Raw genomic sequence first — 20,298 nt, 5'->3', positions numbered from 1 at the left:
AGATCGTTACAAAATAATGATATTTTTCTGAAAGTTATACCGTTTCCAGTCGGGCATAGGCCGCCACCAGCCATTTGATCCCCTGCCCCTGGAACGCGACCTGCAAACGACTGTGCTCGCCGCTGCCTTCCAGATTGACAATGGTGCCCTCGCCAAACTTGGCATGGCGTACGCGCTGGCCAAGCTTATAGCCGGTATCGTTTTCCGCCATTGGCGTGCCCATTCGCTGATGGCTTACCGGGCGGCTGACCGTGGCGCGCAGACGTACCTCTTCAACACACGCTTCCGGCAGTTCACCAATAAAGCGCGACGGGCGATGGTAAACCTCTTTACCGTACAGACGACGCGTTTCGGCGTAGGTCAGCGTCAGCTTTTGCATCGCGCGGGTCACGCCGACGTAGGCCAGGCGGCGTTCCTCTTCGAGACGTCCGCCTTCGTCCAGCGACATCTGGCTGGGGAACATGCCTTCTTCCATGCCGACGATAAACACCTGCGGGAACTCCAGACCTTTCGCCGAGTGCAGGGTCATCAGCTGAACCGCATCCTGCCAGGTATCCGCCTGCCCTTCGCCCGCCTCCAGCGCGGCGTGAGACAGGAACGCCTGCAACGGCATTAAGTCTTCATCTTCCTCGTTGTAGCTAAACTGGCGCGTTGCCGTCACCAGTTCGTCTAAGTTTTCGATACGCGTCTGGCCCTTCTCGCCTTTTTCCTGCTCGTACATCATGCGCAGGCCGGAGTCTTTAATCACCCGGTCAGTTTGCACGTGCAGCGGCATATCGGCGGTCTCCTGGGCCAGTGCGTCAATCAGCTCCATAAAACGCTGTAAGGCGCTGGCAGCGCGCCCCGCGAGGGCTTTTTCCTGCAACAGCTCACGACAAGCCTGCCACAACGTTAGCTGGCGGTCACGGGAGGTCTGACGCACCACATCTAAAGTACGATCGCCAATCCCGCGGGTCGGTGTATTCACCACGCGCTCAAATGCGGCGTCGTCATTGCGATTAGCGATCAGGCGCAGGTAAGAGAGCGCATCTTTGATTTCCTGGCGTTCGAAGAAGCGCATCCCGCCATAAATCCGATACGGCATGCTGGCCTGTAACAACGCCTCTTCCAGTACGCGCGACTGGGCGTTGCTGCGGTACAGAATAGCGCATTGTTCAAGCGCGCCACCGTTGTCCTGCCAGGTCTTGATGCGGTTAACCACAAAACGCGCTTCATCAAGTTCGTTGAACGCGCAGTAAAGCGAGATCGGTTCACCGTCGACACCGTCGGTCCACAGCTTTTTACCCAGACGCCCGTTGTTGTTCTCAATCAGGGCGTTAGCTGCGCTGAGGATATTGTTGGTCGAGCGGTAATTCTGCTCCAGACGAATGGTTTCTGCGCCCGGGAAATCGGTTAGGAAGCGCTGGATGTTTTCCACCTGCGCCCCGCGCCAGCCGTAGATCGACTGGTCGTCATCACCCACGATCATCACTTTACCGGTATCGCCCGCCAGCAGGCGGATCCAGGCGTATTGAATGTTGTTGGTATCCTGAAATTCGTCCACCAGGATATTGGTAAAGCGTTCGCGATAGTGCTGCAGGATATGCGGCTTGTTGAGCCACAGTTCATGGGCGCGCAGTAGCAGCTCGGCGAAATCCACCAGCCCGGCGCGATCACACGCTTCCTGGTAAGCCTGATACACTTTCTGCCAGGTTTGCTCAACCGGGTTGCCATAGCTCTGCAGATGGTGCGGGCGCAGCCCTTCGTCTTTCTGACTATTGATAAACCACATCGCCTGACGCGGCGGCCACTGCTTCTCATCCAGGTTCATCGCCTTGATCAGGCGCTTGAGCAGACGCAGTTGGTCTTCGCTGTCGAGGATCTGGAAATCCTGCGGCAGGTTGGCATCCATATGGTGCGCGCGCAGCAGACGGTGCGCCAGACCGTGGAACGTCCCCACCCACATACCGCCCTGGCTGGTTCCCATGATCTGACCAATACGGTGGCGCATTTCCGCTGCCGCTTTGTTGGTAAAGGTTACCGCCATAATCGAATACGGCGAGTTGTTCTCTACCGTCAGTAACCAGGCGATACGGTGCACCAGCACGCGCGTTTTACCACTCCCCGCACCTGCCAGAACCAACATGTTGCTGCGTGGCGCGGCCACAGCCTGGCGCTGTTCGTCATTGAGGCTATCGAGCAGGTAAGAAACGTCCATTGGCACCGCCGGAATCAACAGGGCCCAGCCGGACCCCTGGGAATTTATACAGAGTTGTTGGTGATTATATCAGCGAGGTCAGAGATGCCAACTGTGAAATTTCGATATGCGGCAGCAAACGGCTGTCAGCGGTGTGCATCAGGTCGGCATTTTCCGGTTTGATCCAGCAGGCCTGCATACCACAACGGATAGCGCCCGCGACGTCTGTCGTCAGGTCATCACCCACATGCAGGATCTCACCTACAGGCATTTTCAGTTTTTCCGCCGCCAGCGTGTACATGTCGCTGAACGGTTTTGATCGTCCGTCGGGACCGGCGCGCAGCACAAATTCAAAGTAATCACCCAGGCCAAACAGTTCCGGCTGCGCGTTACCGTTGGTGATCGCCACCAGCGGCCATTTGCGAGCCAGCGCTTTCAGCGTGTCATGCGTCGTCTGTGGGACTTCAATGCGGCTACGCCATTTGGCAAAATTCATCATCGCCGCATTCGCCCCCATTCTGGCTTCTGCCGCTGACAAACCCGCCTCCAGCATAGCGCGTTCTACGGCCCGGTGACGCCATTGGGTAACATCGTGATAGATTTCCGGCTCGGCGTCACGAACGGCCTGACGCAAGCGCTGTAGGTCGCTATTTTGCAGCGAATTCAACGCCGGATGGTAATTCTGTACAAACGCGAGCGCTTCCTGCTCGGTGCGTGTGATAACGGGACGGTTATCGTAAAGGGTGTCATCAAGGTCAAAGGTGAGCGCAGAAATGCGCCCCAAAGGCCGGTAAAAACGCATTATTTCCCCCGTTTGGCGCGCGGATGCGCCGCATCGTACACTGAAGCCAGGTGTTGAAAATCAAGATGGGTATAGATTTGAGTTGTGGAGAGATTGGCATGACCCAATAACTCCTGCACTCCGCGCAGATCGCCGCTCGACTCCAGCATATGCGTCGCAAAGGAGTGGCGTAATTTGTGGGGATGTACGTGGCTGTTCAGCCCCTGCTTGATACCCCATTCAGCAAAGCGTTTCTGCACGTTACGCGCCGAGATGCGTTTGCCCAGTTTGGACAGAAATAGCGCATCGTCATCGCAGCCAAAGAGTCCGCGCAGATCCAGCCAGTGCTCAATCCACGCCACCGCATTGCGGCCAATCGGCAGGCGACGCTCTTTACTGCCCTTACCCATCACCCACACTTCGCCGGTGTCGAGATCGAGATGTTTAATATCCAGCCCAACCAGTTCAGATAAACGCAGACCCGCGCCGTACATCACTTCCAGCATCGCTCTATCACGCACGGCAAGGGGGTCGTTGAGATCGATATCCAGCAGACGATTAACGTCGTCGACATCGATATTTTTAGGCAGATGACGCGGTGCTTTCGGCGCGGAAACGCTTTTTGCCGGATTGGCTTTCAGTTCGCCCTGATTAACCAGCCAGTCGAAGAAACTGCGTAACGCGGAGAGACGCAGCGCCAGACTCGCCGGCCCCAATCCTTTACGACGGCTGCGAACAGCAAAACTGCGGACCATGAGCGCATCACATTGTTGCCAGCTTTGCAGACCGGTCTCTCCAGCTAACGCAATGATGGCATCAAGCTGACGCTGATAATTAAGCAAGGTGATCGGGCTAAGCTGACGCTCAACGCCCAGATAGCGCAAAAAGCGCGCCACATCCTGAGAAAGGGGTGAATCGGTCATACGCGTTCAATCCAGCGCTCCAGCAGCTCCGGCAACATCAGCGAGATTTCCTGCAGCAATTGCGTGCCTTGCCCCTGCTGGTAATGATTAACATCACGACTGCTAAACAGCATCACGCCAAGGGATCCATCCTGCCCGAGCATCGACATCGCGACTGAGCCTATGGCTTTCGCCTCCGGCATCATGACCAGCAATTCAGGACCATTGAGCGGCCCAAGATAGTGCTGCGACTGGCCCAAACGCTGGATACGCAACGGTTCAAAAGCCTGACGGCTTAATGCCAGATGGGTGAATTTTGAGGGCGCGCCTAGTCGCCAGCGATCCGGGAACAGACGAACCGTCGCTCCTGCCAGCCCTAACTCACGCGCCCAGCGATGAAATCGCATCAGCATATCGTCAAGGCTGCTGGCCGCCACCAGACGTCCTTGCAGATTTAACAGACGATAGAACAGGCTTTCATTGGCGTTGGCCTGTTCCATCAACAGCGCCATGTTCTCTTCCAGCACGTTAATATGATTACGCGCCCGCGCCATATGCCATTCCACTAAAGAGACCGTGCCCCGCACTGGGTGCGGAACTCGCATCGCTTCAACAGCCTGGGCATTACGGATAAAAAACTCAGGATTACGTTGCAGATAATCGACGACCGCCCGATCGTCGAGCTCCATGAGCGTTTCCTGTAGTTCTTCCCCTGGTTGCTTCATAAGTGAATAAATCCGTCGTAGACATGTGCCGCCGGGCCAGTCATATACAGCGGATGACCCGGACCTTTCCAGGCGATATCAAGTCGACCGCCCGGTAATTCCACCCTCACTTCTTCTGCCAGCAGCCCCTGCTGGATACCGACTGCAACGGCGGCGCATGCACCGCTGCCGCAGGCCTGCGTTTCACCCGCACCGCGCTCATAGACGCGCAGTCGGATATGCTCGCGTTTTACCACCTGCATAAATCCGATGTTGGCGCGTTCAGGGAAGCGTTCATGGCTTTCCAGAACCGGTCCCAGTGTTTCTACCGTGGCCGTATCAACATCATCAACCTGAATCACGCAGTGCGGATTCCCCATTGAAACCACGCCGCACAATACTGTCTGTTCGGCCACGCGCATAATATAGGTCTTCTCTGCTTTATTAGCGCGAAAAGGAACCTGCGAGGGTTCAAAATTGGGTTCGCCCATATTCACCCGCACCAGCTCGTCGTCGGTTACGGTTAATACCATACGACCATTCGCGGTACTGACGCGAATATCGCGCTTATTGGTCAGCCCTTTCAGGCGAACAAAACGGGCAAAACAGCGGGCGCCATTGCCGCACTGTGACACTTCACTGCCGTCGGCATTAAAAATACGGTAGTGGAAATCCAGCTCCGGATCATACGGAGGTTCAACCACCAGCAGTTGATCAAATCCAACGCCGAGATGTCTGTCGGCCAGGCGGCGGATCAGCTCTGGTGAGAAAAAGACATTCTGCGTTACCGCGTCGACGACCATAAAATCGTTGCCAAGGCCATGCATTTTAGAGAATTGCATCATTCACTCCGTTCACGCGGGTACAGAAATGTAAAATCTATTCCTGCCGTTAGTAATTCACCTGAGAAGGCCCATCACTAATCCCACGATCGTTTTTCTCAGGCGTGGTGGATTGCGATTGCGGCTGAACGCTCTTGGTCGGAGGCGGCGCGGTTTTATCAGCTGGTGGGAAATAGAGCGGGCCTTTTAGCCCACAGCCCGTCAGGCTGAACAGAGTAAAAATGACAGCGAGTGGCTTTAACACGTTTTTCATTATTGATGGCCTGTAAAGTTCATGCTTTCTGTTTTCTATCATCGCAGGAGAAGGCGTAAAAGCAAGAGTTTGGCTAAAAACTGCATCGCGATTTATTCCACGTTATACTGCGGGCATCACGAAAAATAGGATAAGAAAATGAACGACAGTGAATTTCATCGCCTTGCTGACACCCTGTGGATGACCATTGAAGAACGTCTGGATGACTGGGATGGCGACAGCGATATTGATTGTGAGATCAACGGCGGCGTTCTGACCATCAGTTTCGAAAACGGCAGCAAAATTATCATTAACCGTCAGGAGCCGCTGCACCAGGTATGGCTGGCGACCAAACAGGGCGGCTACCATTTTGACCTGAAAGGCGACGAGTGGATCTGCGACCGAAGCGGCGAAACGTTCTGGGATCTGCTGGAACAGGCGGCAACGCAGCAGGCAGGTGAAGAGGTGAGCTTCCACTAAGTGTGATTGCCGGATGCGCTTCGCTTATCCTGCCTGGGTATCTCGCGCATTTGGAGGCCGGATAAGGTGTTTACACCGCCATCCGGCACTATGCTTAAGAGAAGTACTGCTGCAACTGCGGCGCGTCGTTGTCCTGATTGACGGGCGGAACAGCGCTAATCGGCTGGGTGCGGAACGGAATCACCTGCGCGCGCCCGTCGGTTTTCACAATCTGATAGAACTGCGGCAGGTTAAAGTTGATGAAGCTGGAGCCGTAGGTAAAACGATCGTGCGACGATGAGTAGAAACGGCTGACGTCGCGTACCAGTTCCTCTTTACTACCTTCGCAGTGGTGATACACCTCAGCCCGATTGCTTTCGTCCAGAATGTAGATATTAAAGCCCTGCTCATCACCCGTTTCTTCGAAAAAGAACTGAATAATCCCTTCACTGGCAAAACCGTCTACCACCGACGGCAGTTTCACATGGTTGGTCTCAACCTGGACCGAAAGCCCGTGCAGTTTGTTATGTGAAATCGCGCCATAGAATTCAATCGCGTTTTCCAGCTTCTGCACCGAGACGTTCAGGCGCTCGAAGAACAATCCCCACGTCTGGCCGGAAACACGTAGCGCTTTGAAACGTCCGGTTTCCTGACGGGTGCTGGACAGACGTAATTCGATGCACTCAGACACCAGTTGCTGAACGCGGGTGCGAATTAAACCGCGCAGATGCTGGCTATAGCAGAAGACCTCGACGCTATCTGGCGGCGCGGCATCCTGGTGCATTTTGCCCAGAATCGTTTTTAACGCTTCAATCATCGCCTGCTCGCCGTTGAAGTGCAGCGTACGCACTTCATTCCACGAGTTGCGGTACAGCAGGTCTACGCTACCCACCAGGCATTTTTGCTCTTCACCAAAACTGAAGACGTCCAGCTTACGGAAATCAAAATGCACCACCTGATTGCGAAACGCTGCCGTCGGGTCATATTCGAGGTTAACGATAATCGCCAGATGGCGAATTTCGCATGGGCTATAGAGCGCTTTCGGCGTTGGCGCAGGCAGTCGCAGCGGGAAGTGGTGCGACACGTCGGCGACCATTTCCTGCAGCTTCGGCAAATCAACAATGCCGTTGCCCTTAATAAACAAATGCGTACGCGAGGTCAGCAGGCCATTGAACCATGCCCACGCCACCAGCTTGTTGAGATAGCGGTTATATTCCAGCGGCTGATGGCTGATGATCGAGTCCATGTTAGGCGCGCGGTTGTAGAGATACCAACCCGAACGGTTGGCACGACCCGGCGGTACATGGATAAAGGTCAGATTCGGTTCCGAGAGATCCGGAGATATCTGCGGGTTCACCAGCGTGACCTTACCCGGCAACGCTTCAAACGCAGCATACAGCTTACGGGTCAGCACGCCGATATCCTGCGGACTGGCGCTGACGCTGAGGTTATTGCGCCGCGCAAAGCGGATCAGGTTACGATAGCTCTGCATCATCGCATCGAGCAGTTCGTTATGCGCTTCACGTACCTGGTCAATCTTCCAGTTAGCGCGGTTATCCAGCATGGTCAGACGGGTGTCATCCCAGCCCCACTCTTTCACTAACTGACTTAATACTTCACGACGCCAGCCCACGCAGGCGCGCTCACGGCTCAGTTTCTCGCACACTTTTAAGTAGAAACATCGACGTACTAAATCCAGGCGCGTCGGATCTTCGATCGCCGTGAGGTACTCGGTAACGCGCTCCAGCATCATGCAGTAAGGGTCGAGACCAAAAGAGACGATCTCGCCGTCATGCAAGCGCTGTTTAATGTCTTTCGCCAACAGTCGTGGGTTGGGATATTCCCAGGAATAGGCTTCCAGCAACAGCGTTTTCAGTACCGCTTTGTACGGGGAGTCGATACTCTTGTACAACTGCCAGAGGCTGGCGCCAAAGTACTCTTCGGCGGAAAGCGAACTGAGTCCGCCGAGATCCAGCCATTCATTTGGCGTTAACACCCCCTGTGCGTAGAGCGTCATGACGTAATCGTCGTAGTGCTCTTCTTCGTCGCCCGGCACCATATTCCACAGAATACGTTTACCCGCGAGGCGCACAGCGGTGCGATAGAATTCATCCAGCAACAGGATATGCTGCGTCGAACCACAATCTTCACCACCCAGACTGCCGCTTTCATTGTGACGGAAACGGTTTTCATCAATCAGGAAGAAACTGACTTCCACACCCAGCGAGGCCGCCCAGCTTTCCAGCAGGCTACATTTTCGCTGCAGCAGCTGGCGCTCTTCGCTATCCAGCCAGGATTGATGGCAGACCCAGATATCAAGGTCAGACGAACAGCTTTGCCCTACCGAAGAGGTACTGCCCATTGAGTAAACGCCGGTGATCGGCAGTTCGCCCTTCGGCGGGTCCTGCGGCGACATACCGCGGTACAGTTCCAGCTCGTTCAGGTAGTGGCGTTGGGTTTCATCAGGCGTGTAAAGGCATATGCCCTTGGGAACGTTACCATCAAGGTAACCCGGCATCAGCGGATGGTGGTAGTGCAATAATGTCGGCAGCAGACTGTATACCTGCTGGAAAGCAGGTCCCATGGCAGCAAGCGCGCGATCCACACGCAGTTGATTTATGGCATCCAGTCTCTGTTTCAGAGTCTCAATATAGAGGTACAAGACGTATCGCCTGATGTTGCATCCGTCATGGCGTCGATAGCAGCGGCGCAAACGCTCACCACCCTCGTCATCAGTCCGGATAAACCGTATGTCAAAAATAACCGTTACCTTTTTCCCCTGCACTTTTATTAGTTACAGATGAAAAAATGGTCTAAAACGTGATCAATTTAACACCTTGCTCATTGACCGTAAAGAAAGATGCGCTACATACCAGTGTAGCACCGTTCGTTACGTGTAAATTCCTTCATACGGTCGGGAGGTTTTTCTCGTCATTATTCACTGACAGTGATGATGCAGCGCCTTTCCTCTCACTTACGTTTGAGCGTAACGCTGACATCCCTTTGATAAGGATGTTAGGATGGTCAATGATTGATAATGACGGTAACAAGCATGTTAGACAATGTTTTGAGAATTGCCACACGCCAAAGCCCCCTTGCGCTCTGGCAGGCACATTATGTCAAAGACGCCTTAATGGCAAACCACCCAGGTCTGATCGTGGAACTGGTTCCTATGGTAACCCGTGGCGATGTGATCCTTGATACCCCGCTGGCGAAAGTCGGAGGGAAAGGGTTGTTTGTTAAAGAGCTGGAAGTCGCGCTGCTGGAAAAACGCGCCGATATCGCCGTGCATTCCATGAAGGATGTGCCGGTTGAATTCCCTGACGGTCTTGGACTGGTCACCATTTGCGAGCGAGAGGATCCGCGTGATGCTTTCGTCTCAAATAAGTACAACACGCTGGATGAACTCCCCGCAGGCAGCATCGTTGGGACATCCAGTTTGCGTCGCCAGTGCCAGTTGGCGAAGCGTCGCCCGGATCTCGTCATCCGTTCGCTGCGCGGCAACGTAGGCACGCGCCTCAGCAAACTGGATAACGGCGATTATGACGCCATTATTCTGGCGGTCGCTGGATTAAAACGTTTAGGTCTTGAGTCGCGAGTCCGTACCGCTCTGCCGCCGGAAGTCTCCCTGCCCGCTGTCGGACAAGGCGCAGTAGGCATAGAATGTCGACTGGATGATATGCGCACTCAGGCGCTGTTAGCGCCGCTCAACCATGAAGAAACCGCGCTACGCGTCAAAGCAGAACGCGCCATGAACACCCGCCTGGAAGGGGGATGTCAGGTACCTATTGGTAGCTATGCCGAAATCATCGACGGTGAAATTTGGCTACGTGCGCTGGTCGGCGCGCCAGACGGTTCACAGATGGTATGCGGAGAACGTCGCGGCGCCACACAGGATGCCGAACAGATGGGCATCTCTCTGGCAGAAGAACTGCTGGAGAATGGTGCGCGCGCCATTCTGGCTGAAGTTTATAACGGAGAAGCACCCGCATGAGTATTCTGGTCACCCGCCCGTCTCCCGCAGGGGAAGAGTTAGTGAGCCGTCTGCGCACACTGGGGCAGGTGGCCTGGAGTTTTCCGCTCATCGAGTTTTCACCTGGTCGGGAACTGGCAACGCTTGCTTCCCGACTGTCGGCGCTGACGGAGAACGATCTGGTCTTCGCCCTCTCGCAGCACGCCGTTACCTTTGCAGATGCCGAGCTTCAGCAGCAAGAGAAAAGCTGGCCATCCCTTCCGCAATATTTTGCCATTGGCCGTACAACGGCGCTGGCGCTGCATACTGTTAGTGGCTTCAATATTCACTACCCTCTGGATCGGGAAATTAGCGAAGTCTTGCTACAATTACCTGAATTACAAAATATTGCGGGAAAACGCGCGCTTATATTACGCGGCAACGGTGGCCGTGAGCTGATAGGTGAAACCCTGACGGCACGCGGAGCCGATGTCGATTTTTGTGAATGTTATCAACGCAGTGCAAAATATTACGATGGTGCAGAAGAAGCGATGCGCTGGCAATCCCGTGGCGTAACCACGGTGGTCGTCACTAGCGGAGAGATGCTACAACAGCTCTGGACGCTTATTCCACAGTGGTATCGTGAGCACTGGTTACTACGCTGTCGGCTGCTGGTCGTCAGTGAGCGTCTGGCGCACCTCGCCCGGGAACTGGGCTGGCAAGATATTAAGGTCGCTGATAACGCCGACAACGATGCGCTTCTACGCGCATTACAATAACTCTCATAATGGGATGCCATAATGACGGAACAAGAAAAATCCTCCGCCGTGGTTGAAGAGACCAGGGAGGCCGTGGAAACCACGTCACAGCCAGTTAATACTGAAAAAAAGAGTAAGAACAGCACGGCGCTGATTCTGAGCGCTGTGGCAATTGCTATTGCGCTGGCAGCAGGCGTTGGGCTGTACGGCTGGGGGAAACAACAGGCAACAACACAAACGGCAACCAGCGATGCGCTGGCGAACCAGCTGACGGCACTGCAAAAAGCGCAGGAAAGCCAGAAAGCTGAACTGGAAGGTATTATTAAACAGCAGGCAACGCAGCTGGATGAAGCCACTCGCCAGCAGGCCGCGCTGGTCAAACAGCTTGATGAAGTCCAGCAAAAAGTCGCCGCCATCTCCGGCAGCGATGCTGGAACATGGCTGCTGGCGCAGGCTGATTTCCTGGTGAAACTGGCTGGTCGCAAATTATGGAGCGATCAGGACGTCACTACCGCCGCGGCGCTGCTGAAAAGCGCCGATGCCAGTCTGGCAGATATGAACGACCCGAGCTTAATTACCGCGCGACGTGCGATTACTGACGATATCGCGAGCCTCTCCGCGGTGACTCAGGTCGACTATGACGGCATTATCCTGAAAGTGAATCAACTCTCTAATCAGATCGATAACCTGCGTTTGGCCGACAACGACACCGACGATTCACCGATGGACTCGGACAGCAGCGAGCTTTCCAGCTCGATTAGCGAATGGCGCGTCAATCTGCAAAAAAGCTGGCAGAACTTTATGGACAGCTTTATCACCGTGCGCCGTCGTGATGAAACTGCCGTACCGCTGCTGGCACCGAACCAGGACGTTTACTTACGTGAAAATATCCGTTCCCGCCTGTTAGTAGCTGCACAGGCCGTGCCGCGTCATCAGGAAGAGACATACCGCCAGGCGCTGGAAAATGTCTCCACATGGGTGCGTGCTTACTACGACACCGACGATGCAGCGACCAAAGCGTTCCTTGAAGAAGTAGACCAACTGAGCCAGCAAAGCATCAGTATGGATGTCCCGGAAACGCTGCAGAGTCAGGCTATTCTCGACAAGTTAATGCAGACCCGCGTACGTAATTTACTGGCGCAACCTGCCACAGCACCGGTAGCAGCAGCGCCAGCGCCTTCGACAGACGCTCCGGCAACCGCGCCGCAAGGAGAATAATGATGCTAAAAGTATTGTTGCTCTTTGTGCTGTTGATCGCCGGGATCGTCGTCGGTCCGATGATAGCCGGTCATCAGGGCTATGTGCTGATCCAGACGGATAACTACAATATCGAAACCAGCGTGACGGGCCTGGTGATCATCCTGATCGTCGCCATGGTCGTCCTGTTTGCGATTGAATGGCTGTTGCGCCGAATTTTCCGCACCGGCGCACATACCCGTGGGTGGTTTGTGGGTCGTAAACGTCGTCGCGCCCGTAAGCAGACCGAACAGGCGCTGCTCAAACTGGCAGAAGGTGACTATCAGCAGGTTGAGAAGCTGATGTCGAAAAATGCCGATCATGCAGAACAGCCAGTAGTGAATTACCTGCTGGCGGCAGAAGCGGCTCAGCAGCGCGGTGACGAAGCTCGCGCCAACCAACACCTTGAGCGTGCTACCGAACTGGCGGGAAATGATACGATCCCGGTAGAAATCGCTCGCGTTCGCCTGCAACTGGCGCGTAATGAAAATCACGCCGCACGCCACAGCATAGACAAACTGCTGGAAGTAACGCCACGTCATCCGGAAGTGCTGCGTCTGGCTGAGCAGGCCTACATTCGCACCGGCGCATGGAGTTCCTTGCTGGATATCATCCCATCCATGGCAAAAGCGCATGTGGGTGATGACGAGCACCGCGCCATGCTGGAACAACAGGCATGGGTTGGCTTGATGGATCAGGTCCGCGCCGATCAGGGCAGCGAGGGGCTGCGTGCATGGTGGAAAAACCAGAACCGTAAAACTCGTCATCAGGTTGCTTTGCAGGTAGCAATGGCTGAACATCTGATTGAGTGTGACGATCACGATACGGCGCAGCAGGTCATCATTGATGGTTTGAAACGTCAGTACGATGACCGTCTGGTGCTGCCGATCCCGCGTCTGAAAACCAATAATCCGGAACAGATAGAAAAAGTGTTGCGCCAGCAGATTAAAGCCGTGGGCGATCGCCCGTTGCTGTGGAGTACGCTGGGTCAGTCGTTAATGAAGCATGGGGAATGGCAGGAAGCCACGCTCGCCTTCCGTGCCGCTCTCAAACAGCGCCCGGATGCCTATGACTACGCCTGGCTTGCTGACGCGCTGGACAGACTGCATCAACCGGAAGAAGCCGCCACCATGCGTCGTGATGGCCTGATGTTGACGTTGCAGAACAACAATCCCCCGCAGTAACTCCTGAATGCCCGGTGGCGCTTTCGCTTACCGGGCCTACATATTTTTCATCTCGTATACACAAAATCATTCGAGAAGCAGCTCGAAGGATTTTGTGTATGCATAAAAAAACGCCCGCTCGGTAAGGAGCAGGCGTTAAACAGGTCTGTATGACAACATAAATGGGTGCTTCACTCAACGTTATGTCCATGGTGTTTGATGAGGCTACGCGACATCTGTCTGTGGACGATAAGCACCGTAAATGGCTCTGCATCATTCCTGAGTTTATGAGGCCAGAGGGCGAACATAAGAGATGGAATGAGCATCTACCCGCATATTATTGCACAAGGCATGCCACGATTGCACTGCAAAAACCAGGTATTCGGACTTTTTAAGACATCAGGTAATTCGCGGGAATAAAGGCTGAGAAGGGAAAATCAGAAAACAAAAAACCCCGCCGAAGCGGGGTTCAAAATTGGTCGGCGAGAGAGGATTCGAACCTCCGACCCACTGGTCCCAAACCAGTTGCGCTACCAAGCTGCGCTACTCGCCGTTTTACTGCTTTTTGAATTTTTAGTTCAATTCTTTAAGTCGTGGTGCGAGGGGGGGGACTCGAACCCCCACATCCTAAGGACACTAACACCTGAAGCTAGCGCGTCTACCAATTCCGCCACCTTCGCATTTCACAACTTTAAATTAATGGGGTGGCTAATGGGATTCGAACCCACGACAACTGGAATCACAATCCAGGGCTCTACCAACTGAGCTATAGCCACCACTGCAAATCTTTTACGCGGTATTAAAACCACCGCAGCTCTGGCACCCTACTAAATGGTGCGCCCGACAGGATTCGAACCTGAGACCTCTGCCTCCGGAGGGCAGCGCTCTATCCAGCTGAGCTACGGGCGCTTAGCGCCGTTGCGGGGCTGGATATTACGGAGGTCTCGGTCTTCTGTCTAGTGCTTTTTTAAAATAAATTATCGTTTGGTCATGGTTTGTGCGTTTTGTCGCTTATTCCCGCAATTTATGGGCTGTGCCATGACGATTCAGACCAAAAACCTTATAAATGAACGTCACGGCCAACAAGAAACCCATGCCAACAAAAAGCGACATTCGGGTATCTTCATTAAAGTACATGCCAATTAATACGCAAATCAGGAACGCCATCGTCAAATAATTCGCCCACGGGAACAGAATGGAGCGGAATGGATGACTGGCAATCGCCGCTTTATGCGCCTGACGGAAACGCAGCTGGCTTATCAGGATCACAAACCACGGCACCATCCCCGGCAACACGCTGGCGCTATAGACATAAACAAACACGCGCTGCGGATTGGGAATGATGTAGTTCAGGCACGAACCAATCAGCAGGATCGCGATAGAAATGGCCACGCCGGCAACCGGTACGCCATGGCGAGAAACTTTCCCAACAGCGGCGGGGAGCTGGCGATTCTTGGCCAGCGCGTAGAGCATACGCCCACAGCTGTACATGCCACTGTTACAACCCGACAGCGCCGCCGTCAGGACCACAAAGTTAATAATCCCCGCCGCGGCGGTAATACCAATATTGGCAAAGGTGAGAACAAACGGACTGCCGTTGCTGCCAATCTCGTTCCACGGGAAAATAGTGACGATAACAAAAATTGCGCCAACGTAGAAAATCAGGATACGCCACAGCACTTTACCTACCGCGCTACGCAGCGTGACCTGTGGGTTCTTCGCTTCACCTGCAGTAATGCCAATCAGCTCCACGCCCTGGTAAGAAGCCACGACAATACACAATGCTGTCAGGAAGCCCTTCCAACCACCGGCAAAGAAACCGCCGTGTTCGGTCAGGTTGCCAAAGCCGATCGCCTGACCGCCATTACCAAAACCGAAGAAAATCACCCCTAACCCAATGACGATCATCACAATGATGGTGGTCACTTTGATCATGGCAAACCAGAACTCAATTTCACCATACAAGCGAACTGCGGCGAGGTTCGCCAATGCAACCAGTCCGACCGCGATCAGTGCGGGTATCCATTGCGCCATTTCCGGGAACCAGAACTGGACGTACACCCCGATGGCGGTAATCTCTGAGATCCCCACCGCCATCCACATAAACCAGTATGACCAGGCGGTGAGATAGCCAAAGAAGGGGCTCATATAACGGTGAGCGTAAACAGCGAATGAACCGGCAACCGGCTCGAGGAATAACATCTCCCCCATAGAACGCATAATGAAAAATACGAACAGCCCGGCGACGATATACGCCAGCAGAACCGAAGGTCCCGCCCATTTCAGGGTACTGGCGGCCCCCATAAACAGCCCGACGCCAATAGTGCCCCCGAGGGCAATTAATTCGATGTGACGAGCCTCCAGCCCACGCTGTAGCTCAGGTTTGTTCTCGGCCATAAATCCTCTTGTTGTGTTTGCATGCTGTCCGGTATTACCGGTTCTCGTTATGGGTACATCTTGTTATGTCATAACAGGCTATACGACACCGACCGCTTAGCAGTTGGCGTCAAAACTCCACGGCACTGAAATGATTGTTGCGAATGGTTTCCTAAAATCGCTTAAATGGCAATTAAAGCATTCAAAAAATGAATATATTGTGCGAGAAAGCAGCGATTATGTTGTGAATAAGTAGCGTAATTAGCAGATCACGCTACTTATCAGAGGAGAGAGGGCGTCAGAGGTTGCCGGTATAGTGCCAGCGTAGATAGCGTAATAAGCGAAGTTGTCGAGTAATACGGCTCGGTTGCGACAATAAGCGATACAGCCACTCCAGCCCCAGATTTTGCCAGATTTTAGGCGCACGCTTAACGTGACCGGTAAAGACGTCGTAGGTGCCACCCACGCCCATATACAGCGCGTCAGGGTGAGTCTTGCGGCAATCACGCATAAAGATCTCTTGTTTCGGCGAACCCATCGCCACCGTCACAATTTGCGCGCCGCTGGCGTGAATACGCTCAAATAACGCCTGACGCTGCTCTGAGGTAAAATAACCATCCTGGCTACCCACAATGTTCACACGCCACTGTGCACGTAGTTTTGCCTCTGTTTGCGCCAGAACTTCAGGCTTGCCACCAACCAGGAAAACAGGCGTTCCGTTTTGCCCGGCTCGCGCCATCAGCGCTTCCCAAAGATCAGCACCGGCCACACGTGAAACCTGCGCCTGCGGGAATTTTTTGCGCACCGAACGCACCACGCTAATCCCATCCGCATATTTGAACTCCGCGGCGTTGATCAGCTCCCTCACTTCAGGATTATCTTCTGCTGTCAGCATTTTCTCAGCGTTGATAGCCACCAGCGTTCCTGACCTGAGGTGTCCTTCGGCAAACAGGTAATTCAGCGCATGTTGCATATCGCGCCAGCCAATCAGTTGTAATCCGCGCAGCGAATACAGCGGCGCAGTTATGTTATCTGTCATTACGATCCTTCAATTTGTGTCCGGGGCAGCGACTTGATTCGTTTATGGATGAGTCCTGCGCTATCGAATAGCCAAAACAGCAGTTTTGCCATCAGTAGGCAAACGCCAAAAATCACGAGGAAAAAGACCACTCGCGAGACAAACGAATCCAGCCCTTCACGTGCCAACACGATCATATTGAAAATGGCGCCAAAACAGAAACTGTGCAAAATCGCCGCCTTATAGCGATTGGTTTCTTGGTTACCTAGCTCATACAGCCAGTCGAACCACTTGATAATGAGTCCAACGACAATCGCGCCTAATGGTATAAAAAGCGCCCCGCCCATCACCACCAGTGAACCAATTAACGTCGGCGAAATCGCCAGCCCTGAGTGGTTGTTCAACACTTCCCAGGTAAAGTAGTTCGCTGAGTTGAGTACAATACTCGGCCGCCCAGGCCACAGCCAGGAAGGGATAAAGACATAGAAGTCACGAACAATCGGCGCCAGCCCCTGGAACTCAATATTGTGGTAATTCTGCAGCAACAGCGCCAGGTTCTCCCACGGCGAGAAGGTGTCGCGCGTAAGGTACAGGAACGTATAGAACGCCTCATCGCCGCTAACGCTCATTCCGTAGCGCTTCAAGGCCAGCCAGAACATCCCGACAATACCCAGCACGCCTGCGGCGACCAACATCCACAGCGAAATCCAGCCGCGAATAATGCCGATAAACAAGAAGATGGCAAACGCAATGATGATATTGGCGCGCGTCCCGCCCACAATCATATAGGTCAGCAAACCAAACGCGACGGTGCTCACCAGGAAGAACAACCACGCTTTGCTGTCCTGACGCAGGAAATAAACCACCAGCATGGCCGGAATGAAGAAGTAGAAGAAACGCTTCAGAGCGACCCCAGAGACTTCGCTGGAAAAAATCTGGCTATAGGATTGCAGTCTGAACAGCAGGAATCCGTTGTGCATAAAGAAGACGCCCACGCTCACCAGCGCAATCGCCATCAGGATAACCCAGGTCAAATGGGCTTCAACGCGATTGATAGTAAACAGCGGCCTGCGCGGCTTACCCTCTACTCGCTTACGCAATCGCGTTTTATACGTCACGTAGTAGACGGCATAGAAACAGGCTGCTGACAGCAAGGCCTGCAGCAGGATCTCCGGCGGAGCCACCGCCACATCAAAGCGGAACACCAGGATGCTGGTTAACGGGAATCCGAAGAAGAACGTCAGCAAGAACAACAATGAGAAGAAAACATTGAAGTTAAAACGTACGCGGCGGAACTCAAACCAGGTCAGCGTGGCGATAAACAAGGTGGAGAGCAGCCAGACTACCAGCAGACCGCTGAATTGCATCAGGCTCATACGGTTTCTCCTGAAGCAATGCGCAGCGCGTTATACCACGGCTGCAGATAATTCGGGCTAAAGAAGGTAATCGTGTTTTTATCTACCGATGCCAACTGGCGCTGCGCTTCACGTACGACGCCTTCATTGAGATCATCCGTGGTAAATAACACCGGAAGATTCTGTTCCACCATATCCTGCCAGAAGGGATTTTCACGGTTGAGCACGCACGGGATACCCGCCTGGATCAGCAAACACAGGGTACCGATCCCCTGCTGTCGGGCAAAAATAAAGTAACCCAAATCGCATTGCCGCAATAATGTTAGATAGGCATCAAATTCCAGCTTTTCACTTAAAATCTGCAGATTATCAGCGCTAAATAATGCCATACCGGCCTGGCGAACCTCATCGATATAGGCATCATTATTGGCGGGGTAACCCATCGGTACAATCACGTTCACCGTGTCGCCGAACTGCTGATGGACAGCACGCAGCGCGGCAACATGCTCATTGCTGCGATCGCCAGAGTTGCCAACCAGCACCGTCATCTTGCCGCTGCGCTGACAATCATTGCTCATGTTATTGAGTGAAGGATCCATTCGCGTTGGGAAATAGAGCAACTCACCCCGTACATGCGGATGTTGCTCGGCGAAATAACGTAAATCGCCCCGTGTGGCAAACACGCAGCCCACGCGATTCTGCGCCATGCGGCGAATCGGGTAAAACAGGCGGAATTTCAGCCCACTGGAGACTTCGTATAAATCAGCACCCCAGATATGCCAGTAAAACTGCGTCGGTTTAATTCTCCCGCCCAGCAGCGCCAACCACAGGCTGGTGTTGAACTGACCGTGGAAGAAGAATCGCTGTTGGCGATTCGCTTTTGCTTTCGCGATAACTGCTTCGGCTAACGCTTTTTTCCCGCTGTAAAAACTCAGCGATAACGCCGGGCAGCTCTCACTGAATCCCGCATCCTGACCGGCAACCATAAACGTGCGCGCGTGCTCGCTCGTCGCGGCAAGCGAGTCGTTGAAAAACCGCAACACGGTTTGGTTATGGTGAGGGATATCCGATCCCAGAACGTGAATCAGTACAGTCATGCCCGCCTACGCCAGAGTAAAAACACGCCACAACAAAGTGAAAAATAGACGATGTACGTTGCCATATAAGCCTGTGCCGCTCCCAGCGCACCATGTGCAGGGATCAGCCAGTGAGCAAACACCGTCAATAACATGAACTGGCTAATTTCAGCCAAAATATAAAACCGCAGTGATGCTTTCGCGATCACCAGATACCCAAAGACATACGCCCCAACTTTTAGTACATCGCCAACCAGTTGCCAGGCAAACAGATCGCGCATGGCGGTGAATTTTGCGGAGAAAAGCAGCCAGATAGCAAAGTCACGCAGTAGCCAAACGGTAAAGCTCGCGGCGGCAACTGCTGGTAACACGAACTTCAGCGACTTAACCACCTCGCGCGTAATGTCGCGCTTTTCAGTCAGTCGCGACAACGTCGGCAGCAAGTAAACGCTGAATGAAGCGGTAATGAATTGCAGATAAGCATCAGAGATACTGCTTACCCCCTGCCAAATCCCCACATCATCCCAACTGTACTGCGCCGCCAGCAGGTTTCGCATCATCACGTATGCCACAGGCAACGTTACGGAGGTAATCAGCGCCATCAGCGTAAACTTGCTTAGCTGTCCAGCCAGACCGTTATCCCACGAGGGTTTCAGGTAATGCAGAGGAATCGCCCCGCGCTTAATCAGCATAATAGCGGCAGGGATAACGACCAACGCGGGCACTAATGCCAGACCCAGCAAAGCGCCTTCATACCCTCCCAGGCGATAACAGCCATAATAAGCCACTACGCCCACCAGGCTACCCACAATCAGCGACAGCGCGTTACACGCCGCATCGCGAAAACCCTTCATCAACGCCAACAGCAGATTCGCCCAGGCAATGCCCATCTGCACCAGCGCAACCAGTCTTACCAGCCCCTGATAATGAGTATGACCAAACAATCCCTGACTGATTGGTGCGGCCGCCAGCAGAAAAATCACCGCCATCAGCGTAGAGAATCCCAGCACCATCGCGGAAGATGTACCGACGACCTTGCGGAGCTGGTTCGGATCGTCATGGTGCTGCGCAACATATTTCGTGACGCCGTTGAAAATGCCGGCCCCCGCCAGGACACCAAGCACGGTGACCATCTGGCGGAAGTTACCCGCCTGCCCCACGCCTGCCGGGCCAAACGACACCGCCAGCAGCTTCACGACCAGCAAACCCGCACCAATTTTTACCAGCGTACTGGCTGCCGTCCATAAGGACGCTTTAGCAAGCGACAT

General features: G+C 53.8%; 17 protein-coding genes and 4 tRNA genes. 5 read left to right on the top strand and 16 right to left on the bottom strand.

All coding sequences use genetic code 11. From position 1 onward, the window contains the following. Positions 1-34 precede the first annotated feature (34 nt). From uvrD to lptM, 6 genes are all read right to left on the bottom strand, one after another. On the bottom strand, positions 35-2,197 hold the full coding sequence (gene uvrD, locus C2U41_RS22775; RefSeq protein ID WP_003017922.1) for a DNA helicase II: 2,163 nt from the start codon (positions 2,195-2,197) through the stop codon (positions 35-37). A 64-nt stretch (positions 2,198-2,261) separates the two neighbouring features. Then, positions 2,262-2,978 carry a 5-amino-6-(5-phospho-D-ribitylamino)uracil phosphatase YigB gene (gene yigB, locus C2U41_RS22770; RefSeq protein WP_003017925.1) on the bottom strand — a complete coding sequence of 239 codons (717 nt, stop codon included), beginning with the start codon at positions 2,976-2,978 and terminating at the stop codon, positions 2,262-2,264. Next, positions 2,978-3,880 (bottom strand): tyrosine recombinase XerC, encoded by a 903-nt coding sequence (gene xerC / locus C2U41_RS22765; RefSeq protein WP_003841210.1) that lies wholly within the window; start codon positions 3,878-3,880, stop codon positions 2,978-2,980. The genes yigB and xerC overlap by 1 nt, the downstream gene beginning before the upstream one ends. Next, on the bottom strand, positions 3,877-4,584 hold the full coding sequence (locus tag C2U41_RS22760; protein WP_003841208.1) for a DUF484 domain-containing protein: 708 nt from the start codon (positions 4,582-4,584) through the stop codon (positions 3,877-3,879). The genes xerC and C2U41_RS22760 overlap by 4 nt, the downstream gene beginning before the upstream one ends. Next, positions 4,581-5,405: a diaminopimelate epimerase gene (dapF, locus tag C2U41_RS22755; protein WP_003841207.1), complete on the bottom strand. Its 825-nt coding sequence runs from the start codon at positions 5,403-5,405 to the stop codon at positions 4,581-4,583. The genes C2U41_RS22760 and dapF overlap by 4 nt, the downstream gene beginning before the upstream one ends. Positions 5,406-5,454: 49 nt before the next feature. Then, the gene (gene lptM, locus C2U41_RS22750) at positions 5,455-5,658 is read right to left on the bottom strand and encodes an LPS translocon maturation chaperone LptM (protein ID WP_003017937.1); all 204 of its coding nucleotides are present in this window, start codon (positions 5,656-5,658) and stop codon (positions 5,455-5,457) included. Between the two features lie 138 nt (positions 5,659-5,796). Between lptM and cyaY the strand changes: the two genes are divergently transcribed. Beyond that, a complete protein-coding gene (gene cyaY, locus C2U41_RS22745; RefSeq protein ID WP_003017943.1) occupies positions 5,797-6,117 on the top strand; it encodes an iron donor protein CyaY in 321 nt (106 codons plus the stop codon). Positions 6,118-6,211: 94 nt separating this feature from the next. Here cyaY and cyaA read toward each other — a convergent pair whose 3' ends face one another. Continuing rightward, on the bottom strand, positions 6,212-8,758 hold the full coding sequence (gene cyaA, locus C2U41_RS22740) for a class I adenylate cyclase (protein WP_003017946.1): 2,547 nt from the start codon (positions 8,756-8,758) through the stop codon (positions 6,212-6,214). Positions 8,759-9,148: 390 nt separating this feature from the next. On the opposite strand from cyaA, the gene hemC reads away from it, so the two are divergent. Genes hemC through hemY form a run of 4 tightly spaced genes read left to right on the top strand, consistent with a single transcriptional unit; the run spans position 9,149 to position 13,226 of the window. Next, entirely contained in the window at positions 9,149-10,090 is a 942-nt protein-coding gene (hemC, locus tag C2U41_RS22735; RefSeq protein WP_003841203.1) for a hydroxymethylbilane synthase, read from the top strand. Beyond that, a complete protein-coding gene (gene hemD / locus C2U41_RS22730; RefSeq protein ID WP_003017952.1) occupies positions 10,087-10,827 on the top strand; it encodes a uroporphyrinogen-III synthase in 741 nt (246 codons plus the stop codon). Before hemC ends, hemD begins: the two co-directional genes overlap by 4 nt. Before the next feature lie 21 nt (positions 10,828-10,848). Further along, the gene (gene hemX / locus C2U41_RS22725; protein ID WP_048217005.1) at positions 10,849-12,024 is read left to right on the top strand and encodes a uroporphyrinogen-III C-methyltransferase; all 1,176 of its coding nucleotides are present in this window, start codon (positions 10,849-10,851) and stop codon (positions 12,022-12,024) included. Between the two features lie 2 nt (positions 12,025-12,026). Next, on the top strand, positions 12,027-13,226 hold the full coding sequence (hemY, locus tag C2U41_RS22720) for a protoheme IX biogenesis protein HemY (RefSeq protein ID WP_032938472.1): 1,200 nt from the start codon (positions 12,027-12,029) through the stop codon (positions 13,224-13,226). Between the two features lie 455 nt (positions 13,227-13,681). Here the strand turns inward: hemY and C2U41_RS22715 are convergent. The 9 genes from C2U41_RS22715 to wzxE form a co-directional block, all read right to left on the bottom strand. Further along, positions 13,682-13,758, bottom strand: a tRNA-Pro gene (locus C2U41_RS22715). A gap of 41 nt (positions 13,759-13,799) precedes the next feature. Continuing rightward, positions 13,800-13,885 (bottom strand) — tRNA-Leu (locus C2U41_RS22710). Between the two features lie 20 nt (positions 13,886-13,905). After that, positions 13,906-13,981: transfer RNA gene (locus C2U41_RS22705), tRNA-His, on the bottom strand. Between the two features lie 56 nt (positions 13,982-14,037). Next, positions 14,038-14,114 (bottom strand) — tRNA-Arg (locus tag C2U41_RS22700). Positions 14,115-14,216: 102 nt separating this feature from the next. Next, positions 14,217-15,602 (bottom strand): bifunctional threonine/serine APC transporter ThrP, encoded by a 1,386-nt coding sequence (thrP, locus tag C2U41_RS22695; protein ID WP_103848950.1) that lies wholly within the window; start codon positions 15,600-15,602, stop codon positions 14,217-14,219. A 277-nt stretch (positions 15,603-15,879) separates the two neighbouring features. Further along, a complete protein-coding gene (wecG, locus tag C2U41_RS22690; RefSeq protein ID WP_003844623.1) occupies positions 15,880-16,620 on the bottom strand; it encodes a lipopolysaccharide N-acetylmannosaminouronosyltransferase in 741 nt (246 codons plus the stop codon). Continuing rightward, entirely contained in the window at positions 16,620-17,975 is a 1,356-nt protein-coding gene (gene wzyE, locus C2U41_RS22685; RefSeq protein ID WP_003017967.1) for an ECA oligosaccharide polymerase, read from the bottom strand. Before wzyE ends, wecG begins: the two co-directional genes overlap by 1 nt. Then, positions 17,972-19,051, bottom strand: coding sequence for a TDP-N-acetylfucosamine:lipid II N-acetylfucosaminyltransferase (locus C2U41_RS22680; protein ID WP_046671401.1), 1,080 nt, complete (start codon positions 19,049-19,051; stop codon positions 17,972-17,974). Before C2U41_RS22680 ends, wzyE begins: the two co-directional genes overlap by 4 nt. Further along, on the bottom strand, positions 19,048-20,298 hold the full coding sequence (wzxE, locus tag C2U41_RS22675; protein ID WP_103848951.1) for a lipid III flippase WzxE: 1,251 nt from the start codon (positions 20,296-20,298) through the stop codon (positions 19,048-19,050). The genes C2U41_RS22680 and wzxE overlap by 4 nt, the downstream gene beginning before the upstream one ends.

Origin of the sequence: Citrobacter freundii complex sp. CFNIH4, from assembly GCF_002934505.1 — a bacterium.
Lineage (GTDB): Bacteria > Pseudomonadota > Gammaproteobacteria > Enterobacterales > Enterobacteriaceae > Citrobacter > Citrobacter freundii.
This window is presented reverse-complemented; position numbering and strand designations above follow the sequence as displayed.